The 18,179-nt window shown below is 71.1% G+C and carries 11 protein-coding genes; 6 read left to right on the top strand and 5 right to left on the bottom strand.

The annotated features are described in order from the left end of the window. Positions 1-127 precede the first annotated feature (127 nt). Positions 128-1,963, bottom strand: a complete 1,836-nt coding sequence (locus tag AB0M59_RS37010) for an ABC transporter substrate-binding protein (protein WP_364624746.1) — start codon at positions 1,961-1,963, stop codon at positions 128-130. A 170-nt stretch (positions 1,964-2,133) separates the two neighbouring features. Here AB0M59_RS37010 and AB0M59_RS37005 point away from each other — a divergent pair, with 170 nt between their 5' ends. Both AB0M59_RS37005 and AB0M59_RS37000 read left to right on the top strand, forming a co-directional pair. Then, positions 2,134-2,961 carry a M55 family metallopeptidase gene (locus tag AB0M59_RS37005; protein ID WP_364624744.1) on the top strand — a complete coding sequence of 276 codons (828 nt, stop codon included), beginning with the start codon at positions 2,134-2,136 and terminating at the stop codon, positions 2,959-2,961. Then, positions 2,954-4,270, top strand: a complete 1,317-nt coding sequence (locus tag AB0M59_RS37000) for a M20/M25/M40 family metallo-hydrolase (protein WP_364624742.1) — start codon at positions 2,954-2,956, stop codon at positions 4,268-4,270. Before AB0M59_RS37005 ends, AB0M59_RS37000 begins: the two co-directional genes overlap by 8 nt. Here the strand turns inward: AB0M59_RS37000 and AB0M59_RS36995 are convergent. Genes AB0M59_RS36995 through AB0M59_RS36985 form a run of 3 tightly spaced genes read right to left on the bottom strand, consistent with a single transcriptional unit; the run spans position 4,267 to position 6,928 of the window. Further along, positions 4,267-4,539 carry a hypothetical protein gene (locus AB0M59_RS36995; protein ID WP_364624740.1) on the bottom strand — a complete coding sequence of 91 codons (273 nt, stop codon included), beginning with the start codon at positions 4,537-4,539 and terminating at the stop codon, positions 4,267-4,269. The two genes, AB0M59_RS37000 and AB0M59_RS36995, sit on opposite strands and share 4 nt — an antisense overlap. A 31-nt stretch (positions 4,540-4,570) precedes the next feature. Continuing rightward, positions 4,571-5,218 carry a class I SAM-dependent methyltransferase gene (locus tag AB0M59_RS36990; RefSeq protein WP_364624738.1) on the bottom strand — a complete coding sequence of 216 codons (648 nt, stop codon included), beginning with the start codon at positions 5,216-5,218 and terminating at the stop codon, positions 4,571-4,573. Between the two features lie 42 nt (positions 5,219-5,260). Then, on the bottom strand, positions 5,261-6,928 hold the full coding sequence (locus tag AB0M59_RS36985) for a tannase/feruloyl esterase family alpha/beta hydrolase (RefSeq protein ID WP_364624736.1): 1,668 nt from the start codon (positions 6,926-6,928) through the stop codon (positions 5,261-5,263). Between the two features lie 145 nt (positions 6,929-7,073). Here AB0M59_RS36985 and AB0M59_RS36980 point away from each other — a divergent pair, with 145 nt between their 5' ends. Together AB0M59_RS36980 and AB0M59_RS36975 are read left to right on the top strand one after the other, a co-directional pair. Beyond that, positions 7,074-11,387, top strand: a complete 4,314-nt coding sequence (locus AB0M59_RS36980; protein WP_364624734.1) for a GH92 family glycosyl hydrolase — start codon at positions 7,074-7,076, stop codon at positions 11,385-11,387. Between the two features lie 69 nt (positions 11,388-11,456). Beyond that, positions 11,457-11,993, top strand: a complete 537-nt coding sequence (locus AB0M59_RS36975; RefSeq protein WP_364624732.1) for a YciI family protein — start codon at positions 11,457-11,459, stop codon at positions 11,991-11,993. 111 nt (positions 11,994-12,104) lie between these two features. Here AB0M59_RS36975 and AB0M59_RS36970 read toward each other — a convergent pair whose 3' ends face one another. Continuing rightward, positions 12,105-12,860: an alpha/beta fold hydrolase gene (locus AB0M59_RS36970; RefSeq protein ID WP_364624730.1), complete on the bottom strand. Its 756-nt coding sequence runs from the start codon at positions 12,858-12,860 to the stop codon at positions 12,105-12,107. 59 nt (positions 12,861-12,919) lie between these two features. On the opposite strand from AB0M59_RS36970, the gene AB0M59_RS36965 reads away from it, so the two are divergent. Both AB0M59_RS36965 and AB0M59_RS36960 read left to right on the top strand, forming a co-directional pair. Beyond that, the gene (locus tag AB0M59_RS36965) at positions 12,920-16,045 is read left to right on the top strand and encodes a GH92 family glycosyl hydrolase (RefSeq protein WP_364624728.1); all 3,126 of its coding nucleotides are present in this window, start codon (positions 12,920-12,922) and stop codon (positions 16,043-16,045) included. Continuing rightward, positions 16,042-18,126 carry an FUSC family protein gene (locus AB0M59_RS36960; protein ID WP_364624748.1) on the top strand — a complete coding sequence of 695 codons (2,085 nt, stop codon included), beginning with the start codon at positions 16,042-16,044 and terminating at the stop codon, positions 18,124-18,126. Before AB0M59_RS36965 ends, AB0M59_RS36960 begins: the two co-directional genes overlap by 4 nt. The last annotated feature ends 53 nt before the right edge of the window (positions 18,127-18,179 follow it).

Here is an 18,179-nt window from a genome sequence, read left to right as displayed (position 1 = left end):
TTTTTAATTTCTTTGTGTTTGGGTTTTGTTTTTTTTTTGTTTTTGTTTTTCTGCTGCGTGGCGGCCCCCGGGGGGGGGGGGGGCGGGGGGCGCCGCCGCACCGCGGCTTGTTCAGGGGCGGTCATGCTTACTCGCGGTCCTCGGAGGTCTTGTTACGGCGGCTGATGACGACCCCGCCGACGACGATGATCACCACGACGATCGCGCCGACGACGATCCACACGACGGTGCCGCTGCTGCCCGAGTCGGCCGACGCGGCGTCGGTGCCGGCCGGGGTGGCGCCGTAGACGCCCCAGTAGCCGGTCTGCTCGAGGATTGCGCCCTTGGGCTGCGGCTGGGTGGTGAAGGCGGAGAACTTGTCGGAGCGGTAGGCCTCGAGCGCGTTCTGGTAGTCGAGCACGATCGTCGGGAACTGGCTGTAGAGCCGGGCCTGGGCCTGCTTGACGTAGTCGGCGCGCTTCGCGTCGTCGGTCTCGGTGAGCTGCTTCTTGTAGAGCTCGTCGTACGGGGCGTCGCAGAAGAACGTGTCGGTGCTGCCGCCCTTGCCGTCGGCGCTGGGACGCGCGGCGCAGGTGTGCAGCGACAGGGCGTAGTCCGGGTCGGGGTTGGTGCCGTAGCCGCCGATGGCCAGGTCGTACTTGCCGGTGGCGGTGCGGTCGGACAGCTCGTCGTCGGAGACCAGGTCCTGCTTGACGGTGATGCCGATGTCCTTGAGCCAGCCGCTGACGTACTGGGCGACGCCCTGGTCGTAGCTGCGGTTGGAGTGCCCGGTCAGGCGCAGCTCCAGCTTGGCGCCGCCGGGGGCGGTGCGGACGCCGTCGGCGCCCTTCTTGTAGCCGGCCTGCTCGAGGGTGGCGTTGGCGGCGGCGAGGTCGAACTTGACCTTCTCGGCGTCGCTCGGGTCCCAGTGGTAGGCGGTGTAGATCGGGGGCACGACACCGCCGCCGACCTGGCCGAGGCCCTTGAGCACCTTGTCCACCAGCGACTGCGTGTCGACGGCCTGGGTGATCGCCTTGCGGACGTTGATGTCCTTGAGGACCGGGTTGCCGTCACCGATGGGGTTGTTCGAGCTGTCGGTGACGCCGAAGTTGAGCGACAGCTCGTCGTAGCGGCGGCCGGGGGCGGCGTTGGTGGTGATGCCCTCCTGGCCCTGCAGCGCGGCGAACTGGTTGGGGTTGAGCCGGTTGATGACGTCGACTTCGCCCTGCTTGAGCGCGTTGACCGCGGCTTCGGTGTCCTTGAACTGCAGCAGCTGCAGTTCGTCGATCTTGGGGGCGCCGCGCCAGTAGTCCTTGTTGGCCTTGAGCTTGACGTACTCGTTCGGCTTGTACTCGGTGACCTGGAACGGCCCGTCGGAGACGCCGGCGATCTTGAGGTCGTCGGTCGAGGGGGCCTTGAGGTCCGTGACCCCTTCCCAGATGTGCTGGGGCACGATCGGCACGTCGAGCAGGTTCATGTTGACCTGCACGGTCTTCGTCTTGATGACGAGGGTGGTGTCGTCGGGCGCGGTGACCGTCTCGAAGTTGCCCACGTAGTTGCCGTTGGCGGTGCGGGCGTTCTCGTCGGTGAGCATGCGGTTGAACGTGAACGCCGCGTCCTTGGCGGTCACCGGCTGCCCGTCGCTCCACTTGACGCCGCTGCGGATCTTGAACGTCCAGGTCAGCTTGTCCGGCGACGGCGTCCACGACTCGGCGAGGGCGGGCGAAGCCTCGGCCTTCGCGGCGTCCGGGACGGTCAGGAACTCGTAGGTGAACCGGCCGATCTGCGTGGACGCGGAGAGCACGGCGGTGAACGGGTTCAGGTGGTCGATGCCGGTGGTCAGCGCGACCCGCAGCACCTTGGCCTGCTGGGCCTGGGCCGGGAGGGCGAGCGGGATCGCCGCCAGCGTCGCGGCCGCGACGACCGCGCCGACGCGGCCGAACCGGCCGATTCTGCGTGGGAAAAACACCAAAAACCACCCCATCGTTCTCGCTGTGAAGCCTCCCCAAGGACGAGAAGTAACCACATACCCGGACAACCGCGCAATATGTTGCCGCCTCGGCAGGTGTCCGATCGTTATCGATCGGGTTCGGTGACGCACCGTGATCGGGGATCCGTGCCCCGGGCCGCGGCGGCCTGGTTAGAGTGCCGGGCATGCGCATCCTGATCTCGGCGGACATGGAGGGCGCCACCGGCGTCACCTGGACCGACGACGTCGTGCCCGGTTCGCCGCAGTGGGACCGCTTCCGGCGCCTGTTCACCGGCGACGTCAACGCGGTGCTGGCCGGGCTGTACGAGGCCGGGGCCGGGGATGTGCTGGTCAACGAGGCGCATTCGTCGCAACGGAACCTGCTGCTGGAGGACCTGGACCCGCGGGCGCGGATGCTGACCGGACGGCACAAGCCGCTGTCGATGATGCAGGGCGTCGACTCCGGTGTGGACGGTGTGGTGTTCCTCGGCTACCACGCCGGGGCCGGGTTCGACGGGGTGCTTTCCCACACCTACCTGGAGAACCAGATCACCGGGGTGTGGCTGGACGACGTCCCGGCGAGCGAGGGCCGGCTGAACGCAGCGATGGCCGCGGAATACGGCGTCCCCGTCCTGCTCGTTTCGGGTGACGACAAAACGTGTGACGACGCCCGTGACTACGCTCCGGAGGCGGAGCTGGTCCAGGTGAAGGAGTGCGTCAGCCGGTACGCGGCGATCTGCCTGCCCCCGGCCCGCACGGCGGACCTGCTCAGCGGCGCGGCGGCCGACGCGATGGCGCGGGCCGGGCGGGAAGAGCGGCAGGTGGGGGCGCACCGGATCGAGGTGGAGTTCGACGCGAGCCACCTCGCGCAGGCGACGGCGGTGATCCCGACGGTCGAGCAGATCGGCACCCGGCGGGTCGGCTTCGACGCGGTGAACATGACCGAGGCGATGAAGGCGTTCAAGGTCGTCACGGCGATCGCGGGCGGGGCGGTGCAGGGCATCTATGGCTGACGTGGCTGACAGCGCCGACGTCGTCGAGCTGTGCGCGGACCTGATCCGGTTCGACACGACCAACCGCGGCGGCAACGACGCCGAGCCCGAACGCCCGGCCGCGGAGTACGTGGCGGCGTTCCTGGACTCGCTCGGCATCCCGTCGAAGATCCTCGAGGCCGCGCCCGGCCGGGCCAGTGTGATCGCGCGGGTGCCCGGCACCGACCCGTCGTTGCCCGCACTGCTGGTGCAGGGCCACCTCGACGTCGTGCCGGCGGACGCGGCGGACTGGTCGGTGGACCCGTTCTCCGGCGAGGTCCGCGACGGCTACCTGTGGGGCCGCGGCGCGACCGACATGAAGGACTTCGTCGCGATGGTGCTCGCCGCGCTGGCCGGCGGGGTGCGGCCCCGGCGTGAGCTGGTGCTGGCGTTCGTCGCCGACGAGGAGGACCGCGGCGACTGGGGCGCGCACTGGCTGGTCGCGACCCATCCCGAGCTGTTCGAAGGCTGCGAGGCCGCGATCAGCGAGTCCGGCGGCTACACCTACCACGTGCCCGCGGCCGGCGGCCACGACGTGCACCTGTACCCGATCGGGACGGCCGAGCGCGGGACGGCGCACCTGCGTCTCACCGCCCGGGGCCGGGCCGGGCACGGGTCGCGGCCCAACGACGAGAACGCCGTCACCCGGTTGGTGGGCGCGTTGCACCGGATCGCCGCGCACCGCTGGCCGGTGACGCTGACCCCGGCGGTGCGGGCGTTCCTCGAGCGGACCGGCGCGGCGCTGGACGTGCCGGTGGATCTGTCCTCTTCGGACGGCGTGGACGCGGCGGTGGCGGCGCTGGGACCGGCGGGCGGACTGGTGGTGCCGACGGTCCGCAACAGCACGACCCCGACGATGCTGGACGCGGGCTACAAGGTGAACGTCATCCCGTCGACGGCGACCGCGCAGGTGGACGTGCGGGTGCTGCCGGGCACCGAGGACGAGCTGTTCTCCGCGCTGGACGAGCTGCTCGGCGAGGGCGTGACGCGGGAGTTCGTGGCGCACCAGCCGCCGGTGCAGGCCCCGGTCAACTCACCGTGGTTCTCGGCGATGGCGGCCGCGTTGCGGGCGGAGGACCCCGAGGCCGTGGTGGTGCCCTACTGCCTGGGCGGCGGCACGGACGCGAAGGCGTTCGCCCAGCTGGGGATCGCCAACTACGGGTTCGCGCCGCTGTGGCTGCCGAAGGGCTTCCCGTACCGGGCGATGGCGCACGGGGTCGACGAGCGGGTGCCGGTGGAGGGCCTGCGCTTCGGGACCCGCGTGCTGTCGCGGTTCCTCACGGACTGCTAGACCCGCGACTCGGCGCCGACCTCGGCCACGTCCCAGACGACGCACCGCACGCCGGGCTGCTCGGTGAATCCGCCGTCGAGCATCTCCTGGTGGTAGCGGCGCGCGTCGGCTTCGTCGGCGTAGACCTGGATCATGTGGCCGTCGAGGGTCCAGGTCCCGTGGACGAAGCCCGGCGTGCCGACCTTGCTCGAGGCCATGAGCGGCACCTGAGCGCGCAGCTCGTCGATCTTCTCTGGCGCGATGTCCCAGACTCCGATGACGGCCCACATGCCCCGTGAGTCGGGGGCGCGGCGGCCGCCGTTACCGGGTGAACGTCGCCCAGTGCCGCGCCCCGCCGCGGATCCGCTGCAGGCTCACCAGCGTGACGCCGTCCTGGGCCACCGACTCGACCTCCGCGCGGCTGAACGGCCACGGCGGGCTCTGCCACGTCTCGACGTCCGTGCTCTCCTCCGCGACCTCGGACACGATGGCCGTGCCGCCGGGGGCGAGGAACCCGGCCAGCGACGTCAGCGCCGCGGGCCGGAAGTCGCGGGGCATGGCCTGGATGTTCATGATCTCCACGACCAGGTCGAACGCGTGGTGCCAGTCCGACGGCGGGTTCAGCAGGTCCGCGACGACGTAGTCCACTGTGGACTCCGGGAACCGGGCGCGGGCGGCTTCGACCGCGGTCGGGGCGACGTCGAACCCCGTCACCGCCCAGCCCGCCGAGGCCAGCAGCTCGGAGTCGTCGCCCAGCGCGCTGCCCACCACCAGCGCCCGGCGCGACGCCCCGGGGTGCTCGGCGGCCCAGGCGATCAGGTCCGTGGTGGGCATGCCGCGGGTCCAGGGCACTTCGGCCTCGCCGCGGGCGGCGGCGGTGTAGAGCTGTTCGAACCACCCGGTCGGGTTGCCTTCGGCGAGGGAGGCGCGGGCGAGTACTCGGTCGGCGGGGTCCGGCATCGAGGTCATGATCGTGACCTTAGCGACGACGCCGGACCCGCGTGACGGGTTTTACCGGGCCACCGGCCCCGGGATCGCGTACAGCCCGTTGCCGGCCCAGTCAACGACGTCCCGGGGCGGTGAGGTTGGCGGGGCCGGGCGGAAGTTGGCGGCGTCGTCGACGCTGCCGGTGCCGTCGTAGACCGCGCGGCGCGGGTAGGCGAACACCGGCCGGGTGCGGGTGACGGTGCCGGCGGCGTCGCGGCCGGTCGCCGTCACCTTCGTCGGCGCGGTGCCGCGTTCGACCCAGGCGACCAGTTCGCGGAGCGGGTCGAAATCGGTGAGCGTGGTGCCGCCGCCGCAGTGGTAGAGCGACGGGACCATGAACAGCCGGGCGAAGTCCTGGCCATGGCCGCGGGTGAGCCGCTGGTAGTAGTCGAGCGTGCCGGCCGGCGGGATGGCCTGGTCGGCCCAGCCGTGCCAGAGCACCAGCTTCCCGCCGCGGCGCTGGAACGCCGACAGGTCGAGGCTCATCGCGTCGTACCGGGCGCCGACCGGGGTGAGCCGGTCGAACTCGCGTCGGGTGAAGGCGAAGTCGTCGACCTTCGACGCCGGCGCGCCGATCGGGTAGCCGAGGTAGCGCAGGTAGTTGTCGGCGAGGCTGCGGGCGAAGGAGACGCCGCCGGTCTGAGGCACGCCGATGATCCAGCCGGCCCACGACAGTTCCGACCCGGGCTGCTCACCGCCGGGGTAGAGCAGCGTGCCGCGGGCGTCGGTGGGCGGCGAGTAGAGCTTGCGGACGACGCCGACCTGCGCGGGGGTGAGGCACGTCGGGCTGTCGGCGCCGGTGCAGGTCAGCGTCGCCGGGTCGAAGTGGCACGTGCGCGGGTCGTCGAGTTGCCCGTCGGCGAGCCCGTCGCGGCGGTCGCAGGCGGCCAGCACGGCGTCGTGCAGGGCGGGCAGCTTCGCGGCGGTGAGGACGGGACTGCCGTCGGCGGCGTTGTTCACCCGCGCGAGCCACGTCTGGAACTCGCCGAGCAGCGGTCCCCAGTACCCGGCCGGGGCGCCGGCGACGACGCCGTCGAAGTCGGCCGGGTAGCGCTGGGCCAGCTGGAGGCCTTCGCGGCCGCCGTCGGAGCAGCCGGTGAAGTAGGACTTCTTCGGCGGGGCGCCGTAGAACGCCTGGATGATCGCCTTGGCGGCGCGGGCGACGACGTGGGGGGCGCGGAACTCGAAGTCGTCGCGCGCGGCCTGGTCGTCGGCGCCCCAGCTGCCGTCGTCGAAGACGGCGGGGGTCTTGCCGACGTGGCCGTCGTCGGTGGCGGCGACCGCGAGGTCACCGCCGTGGGGCAGGGCGCAGCCGGCGAAGGCGGGCGGGGTGATCAGGCCGCAGAAGCCGCCGCAGCCGTACTGCAGGTAGCGGCCGGCGTAGGTCTGGGTGGGCAGCCGCAGCTCGAAGCGGACGGCCGGTTCGACGTAGCCCTGGACGCCGCAGTACCCGGGGTCGGTGCCGGTCACGGCGACGACGGCCGCGGAGGTGACGTGCGTGGCGGCGCCCGGGAGGGCGAACCCGCGGACGAGGTCACCGCAGGTGGTGATCGGCCGGACTGTGGAGTCCTCCACCGTGGTGGACTCGGCTGCGGCGGTGGGCGCTGTCGCGGCGGTGGCCACCGCCGGGGCGAATCCGGCGGTGGCGAGTGTGAGTGTGACGACGGCGGTGAAGATCCGGACTGTTCTCATCGGGGTCCTTCCCCTCGGTTGTCCAGTTCTGGCCAGGTTTGCCGACCGGTCTTGACATCGATGTCACCCGCGCGTTTCGCTCTCTGGGCGCCGCCGGTCCCCCGTCCGTCGGTCCCCAGTTCACCCTCCAGAGCTTGGAGCAACGATGCCCCGAAGCGCCAGACCACCGGTCGCTTTCCTGGTGACCGCCGCCGTGGTCGCCGCCGGCCTGGTCGCCGCCCTCCCCGCGACGGCGTCCGCGGCCGAAGAAGCCTTGCCGGCCGACTTCTCGTCCTCCTTCGAGGCCGGTGACGTCCAGCCCACGTGGACCGACACCGTCGACACCGACGCGGCGGGCAAGCCGTGGGCGTTCGGCATCAACGGCGCCAACGGCACCGCGATCCCCGGCGACATCCGCGGCAAGGTCACCGAGAGCAGCGGCAGCAGCGAAAACACCGACGGCGGCGAAGTCGTCTCGAACCTCTTCGACGGCACCACGGACACGAAGTGGCTGTCCTGGGACCCGACGGCGTCGGCGCAGGTCACGCTGTCCGAGGCCACCTCGATCACGCACTACGCGATCTCCTCGGCCAACGACTTCGACGAGCGCGACCCGAAGGACTGGACGCTGCAGGGCTCCAACGACGCGAGCGCGTGGACCGACCTGGACAAGCAGTCCGGCCAGGCGTTCACCGCGCGGTTCCAGCAGAAGGACTACAAGCTGGCCGCGCCGACCGCGGCGTACAAGTACTACCGGCTGGACATCACGGCCAACAACGGCGGCCCGATCCTGCAGCTCTCGGAGCTGCTGCTGGCCAACGACGACCCGGCACCGCCGCCGCTGCCGAACATGCGCAGCTTCACCGACTCCGGCCCGACCAGCGGCTACACGAACAAGAACCGCGTCGGCTACACCGGCCTCAAGGCGTTCCGCTACTCCGGCAGCCAGACCGTCGCCGGCCACGGCTGGTCGTACAACAAGGTCTTCGACGTCGACGTGCCGGTGGTCGCCTCCACCGAGCTCTCCTACAAGGTCCAGCCGCAGTTCATCACCGGCGACCTGAAGTACCAGAGCACGAACGTCGCGATCGACCTGGCCTTCACCGACGGCACCTACCTGCGCAACCTCGGCGCGACCGACCAGTACGGCTTCCCGCTGACGCCGGACGGCCAGGGCAAGAGCAAGGTCCTCTACACCAACCAGTGGAACCTGGTGCGCTCGGCGATCGGCACGGTCGCCAAGGGCAAGACGATCGACCGGATCCTCGTCGGCTACGACAACCCGGACGGCCCCGGCTCGCTGCAAGGCTGGCTGGACGACGTGAAGATCTCGGCCACGCCGACACCGCCGTCGAGCACCCGCCCGAGCGACAACGTGCTCACCACGCGCGGCACGATGGCCAACAGCACGTTCTCCCGGGGCAACAACTTCCCGGCCACGGCCGTGCCGCACGGGTTCAACTTCTGGACCCCGGTGACCGACGCCGGGTCGAGCAGCTGGCTCTACAACTACAGCACCAACAACAACGCGCAGAACCTCCCGCAGCTGCAGGCGTTCAGCGTGAGCCACGAGCCGAGCCCGTGGATGGGTGACCGGGAGTCCTTCCAGGTGATGCCGTCCGCGGTCGCCGGGGTGCCCGACGCCAACCGCGCCAACCGGGCGCTGCCGTTCAAGCACGACAACGAAACCGCCCGCGCGCACTACTACGGCGTGCAGTTCGAGAACGGGATCAAGACCGAGATCGCGCCGACCGACCACGCGGCGATGATGAAGTTCTCCTTCCCGGGCGCGGACTCGAGCCTGATCTTCGACAGCGTCAACAACTCGGCCGGGCTGACGCTCGACCCGGCCACCGGCACGCTCTCGGGCTACACCGAGACCAACGTGTACGCCGGGGCGGGCCGGATGTTCGTCTACGCGACGTTCGACAAGCCGGTCACCGCGGGCGGCAAGCTCACCGGGCAGGGCCGCGACAACGTCACCGGCTACCTGCGGTTCAACGCCGGCGCCGACAAGACCGTGAACATGCGGATCGCGACGTCGCTGATCAGCCTCGACCAGGCGAAGAAGAACCTCGCGCAGGAGATCGCCCCGGCCGCGACGTTCGACTCCGTGCGCGACGCCGCGCAGAAGGCGTGGGACGACCAGCTGAAGGTGATCGAGGTCGAGGGCGCGTCGAAGGACCAGCTCACGACGCTCTACTCGAACCTGTACCGGCTGTTCCTGTACCCGAACTCCGCGTTCGAGAACACGGGCACCTCCGACAAGCCGGTCTACAAGTACGCGAGCCCGGTCTCGCCGAAGGTCGGCGCGGACACCGTCACCCAGACCGGGTCGAAGGTGGTCGACGGCCAGATCTACGTCAACAACGGGTTCTGGGACACCTACCGCACCACGTGGCCGGCGTACTCGCTGCTGACCCCGGACATGGCCGGGAAGATGATCGACGGCTTCGTCCAGCAGTACCGCGACGGCGGCTGGATCTCCCGGTGGTCGTCGCCGGGGTACGCGGACCTGATGACGGGCACCAGCGCGGACGTCGCGTTCGCCGACGCCTACCTCAAGGGCGTGAAGAACTTCGACGTCAAGTCGTTCTACGACGCGGCGCTGAAGGACGCGACGGTGACCCCGCCGAACAACGCCGTCGGCCGCAAGGGTCTCGACCAGGGCATCTTCCTCGGTTACGCCCCGAACACCTCGGAGCACGGGTTCTCCTGGTCGATCGAGGGTTACGTCAACGACTTCGGCATCGCGAACCTGTCGAAGAAGCTCTACGACGAAGCTCCCGCGAGCGACCCGCGCAAGCAGGAGTACCAGGCCAACTACGAGTACTTCACCAGCCGGGCCCAGCAGTACGTGAACGTGTTCGACCCGAGCGTCGGGTTCTTCCAGGGCCGCGACGCCGCCGGCAAGTTCGGCCGCACCCCCCAGGAATACGACCCGCGGGTGTGGGGCATCGACTACACCGAAACCGACGGCTGGGGCATGGCGTTCTCCGTGCCGCAGGACGGTCAGGGCCTGGCCAACCTCTACGGCGGCAAGGCAGGCCTGGCGAAGAAGCTGGACGGGTTCTTCGCCGACCAGGAGACCGCGAACTTCCCGGGCTCCTACGGTGGCGTGATCCACGAGATGCGGGAGGCGCGGGACGTGCGGATGGGCCAGCTCGGCCACTCCAACCAGGCCTCGCACCACACGCTCTACATGTACGACTACGCCGGTCAGCCGTCGAAGACGCAGGCGAAGGTCCGCGAGGCGCTCTCGCGGCTCTACACCGGCAGTGAGATCGGGCAGGGTTACGCGGGCGACGAGGACAACGGCGAGCAGTCGGCCTGGTGGACCTTCAGCGCGCTGGGCTTCTACCCGCTGCAGATGGGCAGCCCGAACTACGCGATCGGGTCGCCGCTGTTCAAGAAGGCCACGGTCCACCTGGCCGGCGGCAAGGACCTGGTGATCAACGCGCCGAAGAACAACGCGAAGAACGTCTACATCCAGGGCGTGAAGGTCAACGGCAAGGCGTACAGCTCCACGTCGCTGTCGCAGGACGTCATCGCGCGCGGTGGGGTCATCGACTTCGACATGGGCCCGAACCCCTCCAACTGGGGTACCGGTCCGAACGACGCACCGAAGTCGATCACCCAGGGCGACGCCGTCCCGGCGCCGCTGCACGACGAGACCGGGGCCGGCAAGGGCACCCTGTCCACTTCGGACGGTTCGAACGCGGGTGCGCTGCTCGACAACACCTCGCGCACCCAGGCCGCCGTCACCGGGGCCGTGCAGTACCAGCTGAACAACACCGACGAGGCCGTCACGGACTACACGCTGACGTCCCAGACCGGTGCGGGCGACCCGAAGAGCTGGACGCTGAAGGGCTCCTACGACGGCAAGACGTGGGCGGTGGCCGACCAGCAGACGAACCAGGCGTTCAGCTGGCGGCAGCAGACCCGCGCGTTCAAGGTGACCAACCCGGCGCACTACGCCTACTACAAGCTCGAAGTCACCGCGACCAGCACCGGCGCCCCGGCGCAGCTGGCCGAGTTCGAGCTGCTGGGCAAGCCGGACGCCGCCTGCACGCAGACGATCACCGGTGCTCGCAAGGGGCCGCTCACGGTCTCGTCCGGCACGGTGTGCCTGCAGGACGCGACGGTCTCGGGCCCGGTGACGGTCTCGCCCGGCGCGTCGCTGATCGTGCGGGGCGGGGAGATCAAGGGCCCGCTCGCCGCGACGGGCGCGGGTCAGGTCGTGCTCAACCGCACGAAGGTCGGCGGCCCGGTGGCGATCACCGGGGTGACCGGCCAGGTGTCGATCGAGCTGACGTCGGTGGGTGGCCCGGTCGCGCTGACCGGCAACCACGGGCCGGTGCTGACGTCGAGCACGATCGGCGGCCCGCTGGCCTGTGCGGCCAACTCGCCGGTCCCGACGGACTACGACCTCCCGAACACCGTCCGCGGCCCGTCCGCGGGGCAGTGCGCGAAGATCTAGTCCAGCGGTAGGTTCGGTGAAGGCCTCCCCGCCTCGGCGGGGAGGCCTTCACTCATTTCGGGAGATGACGTGGAGTTCTTCTGCTACCACCGGGACCGGCCCGGCTCGGCGACCCTGCGCGAGCAGCTGAGGGACGAGCACTGGTCCTACATGGACCGGTTCCCGGGCATGATCGCCCGCGGCCCGACGTTCGACGGCGACACCCCCACCGGCAGCGTGCACATCGTGGACCTGCCGGACCCGGCGGCGGCGCGGGCGTTCGCGTTCGACGAGCCGGGTTACCAGGCCGGGGCGTACCGGGACGTGCTGCTGCGCCGGTGGCGCAACGCGCTGGGGCGCACGATGTGGGAGTTCCCGGGTGGACGGACCGGCGGGGACCGGTACCTGGTCCTCGGGTTCGGCTCCGGCGAGCCGGTCGAGGTGGCGGGCCCGCGGGAGGAGCTGATCGCGTACGGGCCGCTGCTCTCGGACGACGGCGCGGCGTGGCTGGGCACGGCGGTACTGCTGCGGGCGCCGGATGCGGCCGCGGCGCGAGCCGTGCTGAGTCCGGGCCGGTACGACGGGGTCGAGGTCCACCGCTGGCAGTTCGGCGGCCGCCCGGGTTGAGCCGTGCGGGTTCCGGCGGACCGGGTGCGAAGGTCTTGAATGAGTCATTCAGGTCTTGGGAGGTCCTGAATGACTCATTCAAGACCTTTGAGGCGGCGCGTCTGGGGTCGGTCAGAGGCGGCGGAGCCTCGCCAACGTCGTGCACAGCGCCGGTGCGAAGGCGTCCACGTCGGACTCGAACCCCTGGTGCCCGCCGGGGAACCGCGCATACCGGCACGCCAGGTGCTCCGCCTGGATCCGCGCCGACTGCTCCAGGCACGTGTCGCGGCTGGTCTCCCCCGCCGCCGTGACCACCGGGATGCCCGTGCGGCGGACCGCGTCGAGGTCCGGGGTGTGCAGCACCACCGCCGGGAACTCACGCGCGAGGAACAGCTCCGCTGCCGCCGGATCCGGGAAGTCCGTCAAGCTCAGCCCGGCCAGGGCCAGCGCCGCGTCGAGGCCCTCGCTCTCGTGGGTGGCGCGGACCCGGCGGGCGATCGCCAGCCACTTCGGCGCGTCCGGCAGGAGGGTGATCGCCGGGGCTTCGTGGACCACCAGCTCCGTCACCGCGTCGGGGACCTGCGCGGCGAGCTCGAACGCGACCGAGCCGCCCGCGCCCTGGCCGAACACCGCCGCCCGGGGCCGCTCCGGACGGGCGGCTCGGATGACGGCGGCCGCGTCGCGGGCCTGCTGGCCCATGTCGAAGTCGGTGCCCGGGTCACGCCGGTCGTAGGTGAGCACCGCGTAGGTGCCGGCGAGCCGCTGCGCCAGCCCGGCGTACCGCGCGCTGTGGCCGCCGCGGCCGGCGATCAGCAGCAGGAGCGGCCCGTCGCCCCGCAGCTCGTAACGCAGCTCGGCACCCTCGTGCCGGACGGTGTCCGTGCTCACCGGCCCACCTCCCCCCGCGTCGAGCACACGCTACGCCGTTCGGCCGATACGGTGTGCGCATGTCCGACGCCGTGTTCTTCTCGTCTTTCGAAACCGGTGACCCGCAGCCGGTGGACCCCGCCCTGACGGTCGACAGCGGCCCGGACCGCTCCCCCACGGCCAAGACCGGCGTCGGCTTCACCGGCGCCAAGGCCCTGCGCTACACCGCCCGCCCGCGCAGCGTCCTGTTCGAACTCGACGTCCCGGTCACCGGGACCACCGAGCTGTCCTATGTAGTCTTCCCACGGTCCGACGGCGACATCCCGGCCTACCACGCCACCTGGGTCAGCCTCGACGTCGAGTTCGCCGACGGCACCGCCGCCGGGTTCGCCCCGGAGGACGACAAGACGCTGTGGGTGGACCAGTGGAACCTCGTCCGCCGCCCGCTCGGCGCGTTCGCGGGCCGCCGGATCAGCCGGATCGTGCTGCGCACAGCGTCACCGGACGACGAGATCACCGGCTGGGTCGACGACGTCCGCGTCGCCGAACGCCCCGAGCCGCCCCGCGACCCGGTCGACTGCGTCCGCACGACCCGCGGCACGCACTCCAGCGGCGACTACTCCCGCGGGAACAACTTCCCCGCGACGGCGGTGCCGCACGGGTTCAACTTCTGGACCCCGGTCACCGACGCCGGCGTCACCAACTGGATCTACTCCTACCACCGCCACAACAACGCCGAGAACCGGCCGGCGCTGCAAGCCCTGGCGCTGTCGCACCAGCCGAGCCCGTGGATGGGCGACCGGCACACCTTCCACGTCATGCCCGGCACCGGCCCGGTCGAGCGCGACCGCCGCAAGCGCGCGCTGGCGTTCTCCCACGACGACGAGACCGACTCGCCGCACCACTACGGCGTCCGGTTCGCCAACGGCATGACCGCCGACCTCGCGCCGACCTCTCACGCGGCGATCCTGCGGTTCACCTTCCCCGACAAGCACGGCTGGCTGCTGTTCGACAACGTCCGCAACCGCGGCCGGCTCCGCCTGAACGCCGACACCGGGGTGATCTCGGGGTACACGCGGGTCCGCAGCCGCCTGTCCGCCGGCGCGCGCCGGATGTTCGTCTACGGCGTGACCGACGCCCCGGCCACCCGCGGCGCGAAGGTCCGGCTTCCGCCGTGGCGGCGCGTCTCGGGCTACTTCGAGTTCGACGGTCCCGACGCGACGCTGCGGATCGCGACGTCGCTGATCAGCCTCGCGCAGGCCAAGCGCAACCTCGAGCAGGAGATCCCGGTCGGGACGACGTTCGGGCAGGTCCGCGACCAGGCGCGCGCGCTCTGGCAGGAGCAGCTCGGCCGCGTCGAGGTCGAAGGCGCCACCGAGGACCAGCGGACCACGCTCTACTCCAACCTCTACCGGCTGTTCCTCTACCCGAACGTCGCGCACGAGACCACCCCGCAGGGCATCCGGCACGCCAGCCCCGTGATCCGCCGGCGGTGGCCGAGCACCCGCCGGCGCACCGGCGCGAAGGTCGTGGACGGTGAGATGTACGTCAACAACGGCTTCTGGGACACCTACCGCACCACCTGGCCCGCCTACGCGCTGCTCACCCCGGAGCACTGCGGCCGGATGGTCGACGGGTTCGTCCAGCAGTACCGCGAAGGCGGCTGGATCTCCCGTTGGTCCTCACCCGGCTACGCGGACCTGATGACCGGCACCAGCTCCGACGTCGCCTTCGCCGACGCCTACCTCAAGGGCGTCCGCAACTTCGACGTCGAAGCCGCCTACGACGCCGCCCTCAAGAACGCCACCGTCACCCCGCCGCACCGCTCGGTCGGACGCAAGGGGCTCGACCAGTCGATCTTCCTCGGCTACACCCCGACGTCCGTCCACGAAGGACTGTCGTGGGCGCTGGAAGGCTGCATCAACGACTTCGGCCTCGCCAACCTCTCCGCGGAGCTTTCCCGTGAAAGTGACGGGCCGCGCGCCCGGATGTACGGCGACCACGCCGCCTACTTCCGCGAGCGCGCGAAGCACTACGTCCACCACTTCGACCCGAAGATCGGCTTCTTCCAGGGCCGCAAGCGCGACGGCAGCCGCAAGTTCGCCCCCGAAGGCTACGACCCGGCCGCGTGGGGCGGCGACTTCGTCGAGACCAACGCCTGGAACACGGCCTTCACCGCACCCCACGACGGCCCCGGCCTCGCGGCGCTGCACGGCGGCAACGCCGGCCTCGAAGCCAAGCTCGACGAGTTCTTCGCGACCCCGGAGACCGGGCAGCGTCCCGGCGCGTACGGCGGCCTGATCCACGAGATGACCGAGGCCCGCGACGTCCGCATGGGTCAGTACGGCCACTCCAACCAGCCTTCCCACCACATCCCCTACGTCTACAACCTCGCCGGCGCGCCCGCGAAGGCCCAGCGCGTCGTGCGCGAGGTCCTCCGCCGGCTCTACCTCGGCAGCGAGCTCGGGCAGGGCTACCCCGGCGACGAGGACAACGGCGAGATGTCCGCGTGGTGGGTGTTCAGTGCCCTGGGCTTCTACCCCTTGGCCGTCGGCAGCCCGCGCTACGCGATCGGCTCACCGCTGTTCGAAAAGGCCACTGTGCACCTGGGCGAGGGCAAGAAGCTCGTCGTCCGCGCGCCCGGCAACACCGGCGAAACCGTCTACGTCCGCGGCCTCACCGTCGACGGGGAACCGCACGACGCGACGACCATCGCCCACGCCACCCTCGCCGGCGGCGCCGAGCTGGTCTTCGACCTCACCACCGAACCGGCCGAGTGGGGCGCCCCGCCGCCACCCGCCGAACAACCGGACCCGGTCTCCGATCTCACCGGCACCGCCACCAGCGAGGACGCCAAGAGCCTCGACGCGCTCTTCGACGACACCACCCGCACCCAGGTCACCTTCCGCGGCGCCACCCCGGCGATCGAGTTCACCGTCACCGGCGAACCCCGCGAAGTCACGCTGTACACGCTCACCTCCGGCGGCCGCGGCGGCGACCCCAGCGCGTGGGTCCTGGAAGGCTCGGACGACGGCACGGACTGGACCACACTGGACGAACGCCAGGACGAGCTGTTCCGCTGGCGCCGCCAGACCCGTCCCTTCGCCCTCGCCACCCCGGCCGCCCACCCGCACTACCGGCTGCGGATCACCGCCACCCGCGGCCGGCGCGCCACCCTCGCCCAGTGGGAGCTGCTCGCCCGATGAACCACTTCCGCACCGCCGCCCTCGACCGGCTGGCGGCGGCCGACCCCGGCCTGGTCCGGCTGCGGCTGGCCGGGTCCGCGGTCCTCGGCATCGTCCTCGCCGTGGCCGCGCTGCTGCCCGCGCACGTCCCGCTCACCGTGATGCTGGTCGGCGCCATCGCCGCGATGATGACGGCGTTCACCGTCAACGACCCGACGCCCGGCGGGCAGGCCGTCACGCTCGTGCTGGCGTTCCTCGCCGGAGCCGCGTCCATCACGGTCGCGAGCCTCGGGTCGGCGCTGCCGCCGATGGACAGCATCGTGTTCGTCCTGCTGATCTTCGTCGCGGTCTACGCCCAGCGCTTCGGCGCCCGCGGTACCGCGCTCGGCTCGATCGGCTTCTTCCTGTTCTTCTTCCCGATGTTCCTGCAGGCCCACCTCGCGCAGGTCCCGCAGCTGCTGATGGCGCTCGCCGTCGGTGTGCTCGCCAACGCCGTCGTCCGGTTCGTCCTGTTGCGCCACAACGCCGAAGCCGAGTTCCTCCGCGTGCGCCGGGCTTTCCGCGCCCGCCTCGCCGCCGTCGTCCGTGCCACCGAAGCCCACCTCGCCGTCAACGGCAGCGAACGCACCCGCAAACAGCTCCGCAGCGCGCTCGCCCGGCTCCACGAGTGCGTCCTGCTCATCGAGGACGCCGCCCCCGACGTCGTCGACGCCCGCGCCGCCGACCGCCTGCGCCGCCGCGCCATCGAGGTCGAGCTCGCCGTCCAGTGGCTCACGATCACCGTCCAGCGCACCTGCTCCGACGAGCTCACCGCCGACGTCCGCGACGACCTCATCGCCCGGCTCGCCCGCTTCCGCGCCCTCATGGAACGCGACCCGCGCGAGCTGCCGCTGATCAGCCAGACCGGCGAGTACAGCCGCATGCTCGTCGAAGGCAGCCGCATCGACGAACACGCCGCCCCCGGCGACGGCGTCCGCAAGGCACTCGCCGAGCTCGCGCTGGCCGACGACCGCGCCCAGCGCGCCGCCGCACCCGAGTCCACTCCCGACCCCCTCGACGAGGACAACGACGAGCCGACCCCCGCGTTCGCCTACGACAACCGCACCCGCAGCGCCATCCAGGCCGTCGTCGGCGGCGGGCTCGCCGTGCTCGGCGGTGAACTCGTCTCCCACCAGCGCTGGTACTGGGCCGTCCTGACGGTCTTCGTCGTGTTCATCGGCGCCTCCAGCGCCGGCGCCACCTTCGTCAAGGGCGTCCGCCGCCTCGGCGGCACCCTCATCGGCATCGTCGGCGGCGTCCTGCTCGCCTTCCTGGTCGCCGGCAGCACCCCGGCCACGCTCGCGCTGATCCTGGTGTGCGTCTTCGGGATGGTCTACACCGCCCGCGTCTCCCAGGTCGTGATGGCCTTCTTCATCACCAGCATGCTCGGCCTGCTCTACAGCCTGCTCGGCACGTTCAGCCTCGAAGTCCTCTGGATCCGCGTCGCCGAAACCGCGGTCGGTGCCACCGCGGGCATCCTCGCCGCCGTCGTCATCGTCCCCGTCCGCACCCGCTCGGTCATGCTCGACGACATCTCCGCCGTGCTCGACGAGCTGGCCGAGTTCCTCGAGCACGCCCGCGACCTGCTCGCCGGCGAGGAGAACGTCAACATCATCGAGCTCTCCCGCGACCTCGACCGCGCCGTCGAGCAAGTCCGCACCACCATCGAACCGCTCACCCACCCGGTCAACCTCCGCAGCGCCCGCCGCGACTACGGCTGGCACGTGCTCACCACCCTGGAGACCATCGCCTTCCGCGCCCGCCACGTCGCCGCCCGCGCCCAGCCCGGGATGCTCGCCGGCCCCGACACCGATCGCCTGGGCCAGTTCACCGGCCGGCTGCTGGCCAACATCGACGTCCTGCGCAAAGCACTCGACGCGCCGGGTGGCCCCACAACCGGCACGCTCGTGCGCGACGACGGCACCCCGGTGTCCGACCGCGTCGAGCAGGCCGAAACCCGGGCCGTCCTCTCCAGCCTCAGCCACCTCGACGAGGGCCTCGTCTCGCTCGGCCGCGTCTTCGACGTCCAGGCCACCGATCCCCGCGCCCCCGCGAAGAAGTGACCGCCGGGACGGCGCGGTGCCAAGCCGCGCCGCCCCGTTTTCACGGTGCTCCG

It is taken from the genome of Amycolatopsis sp. NPDC051371, from assembly GCF_040682155.1.
Classification (GTDB): domain Bacteria; phylum Actinomycetota; class Actinomycetes; order Mycobacteriales; family Pseudonocardiaceae; genus Amycolatopsis.
This window is presented reverse-complemented; position numbering and strand designations above follow the sequence as displayed.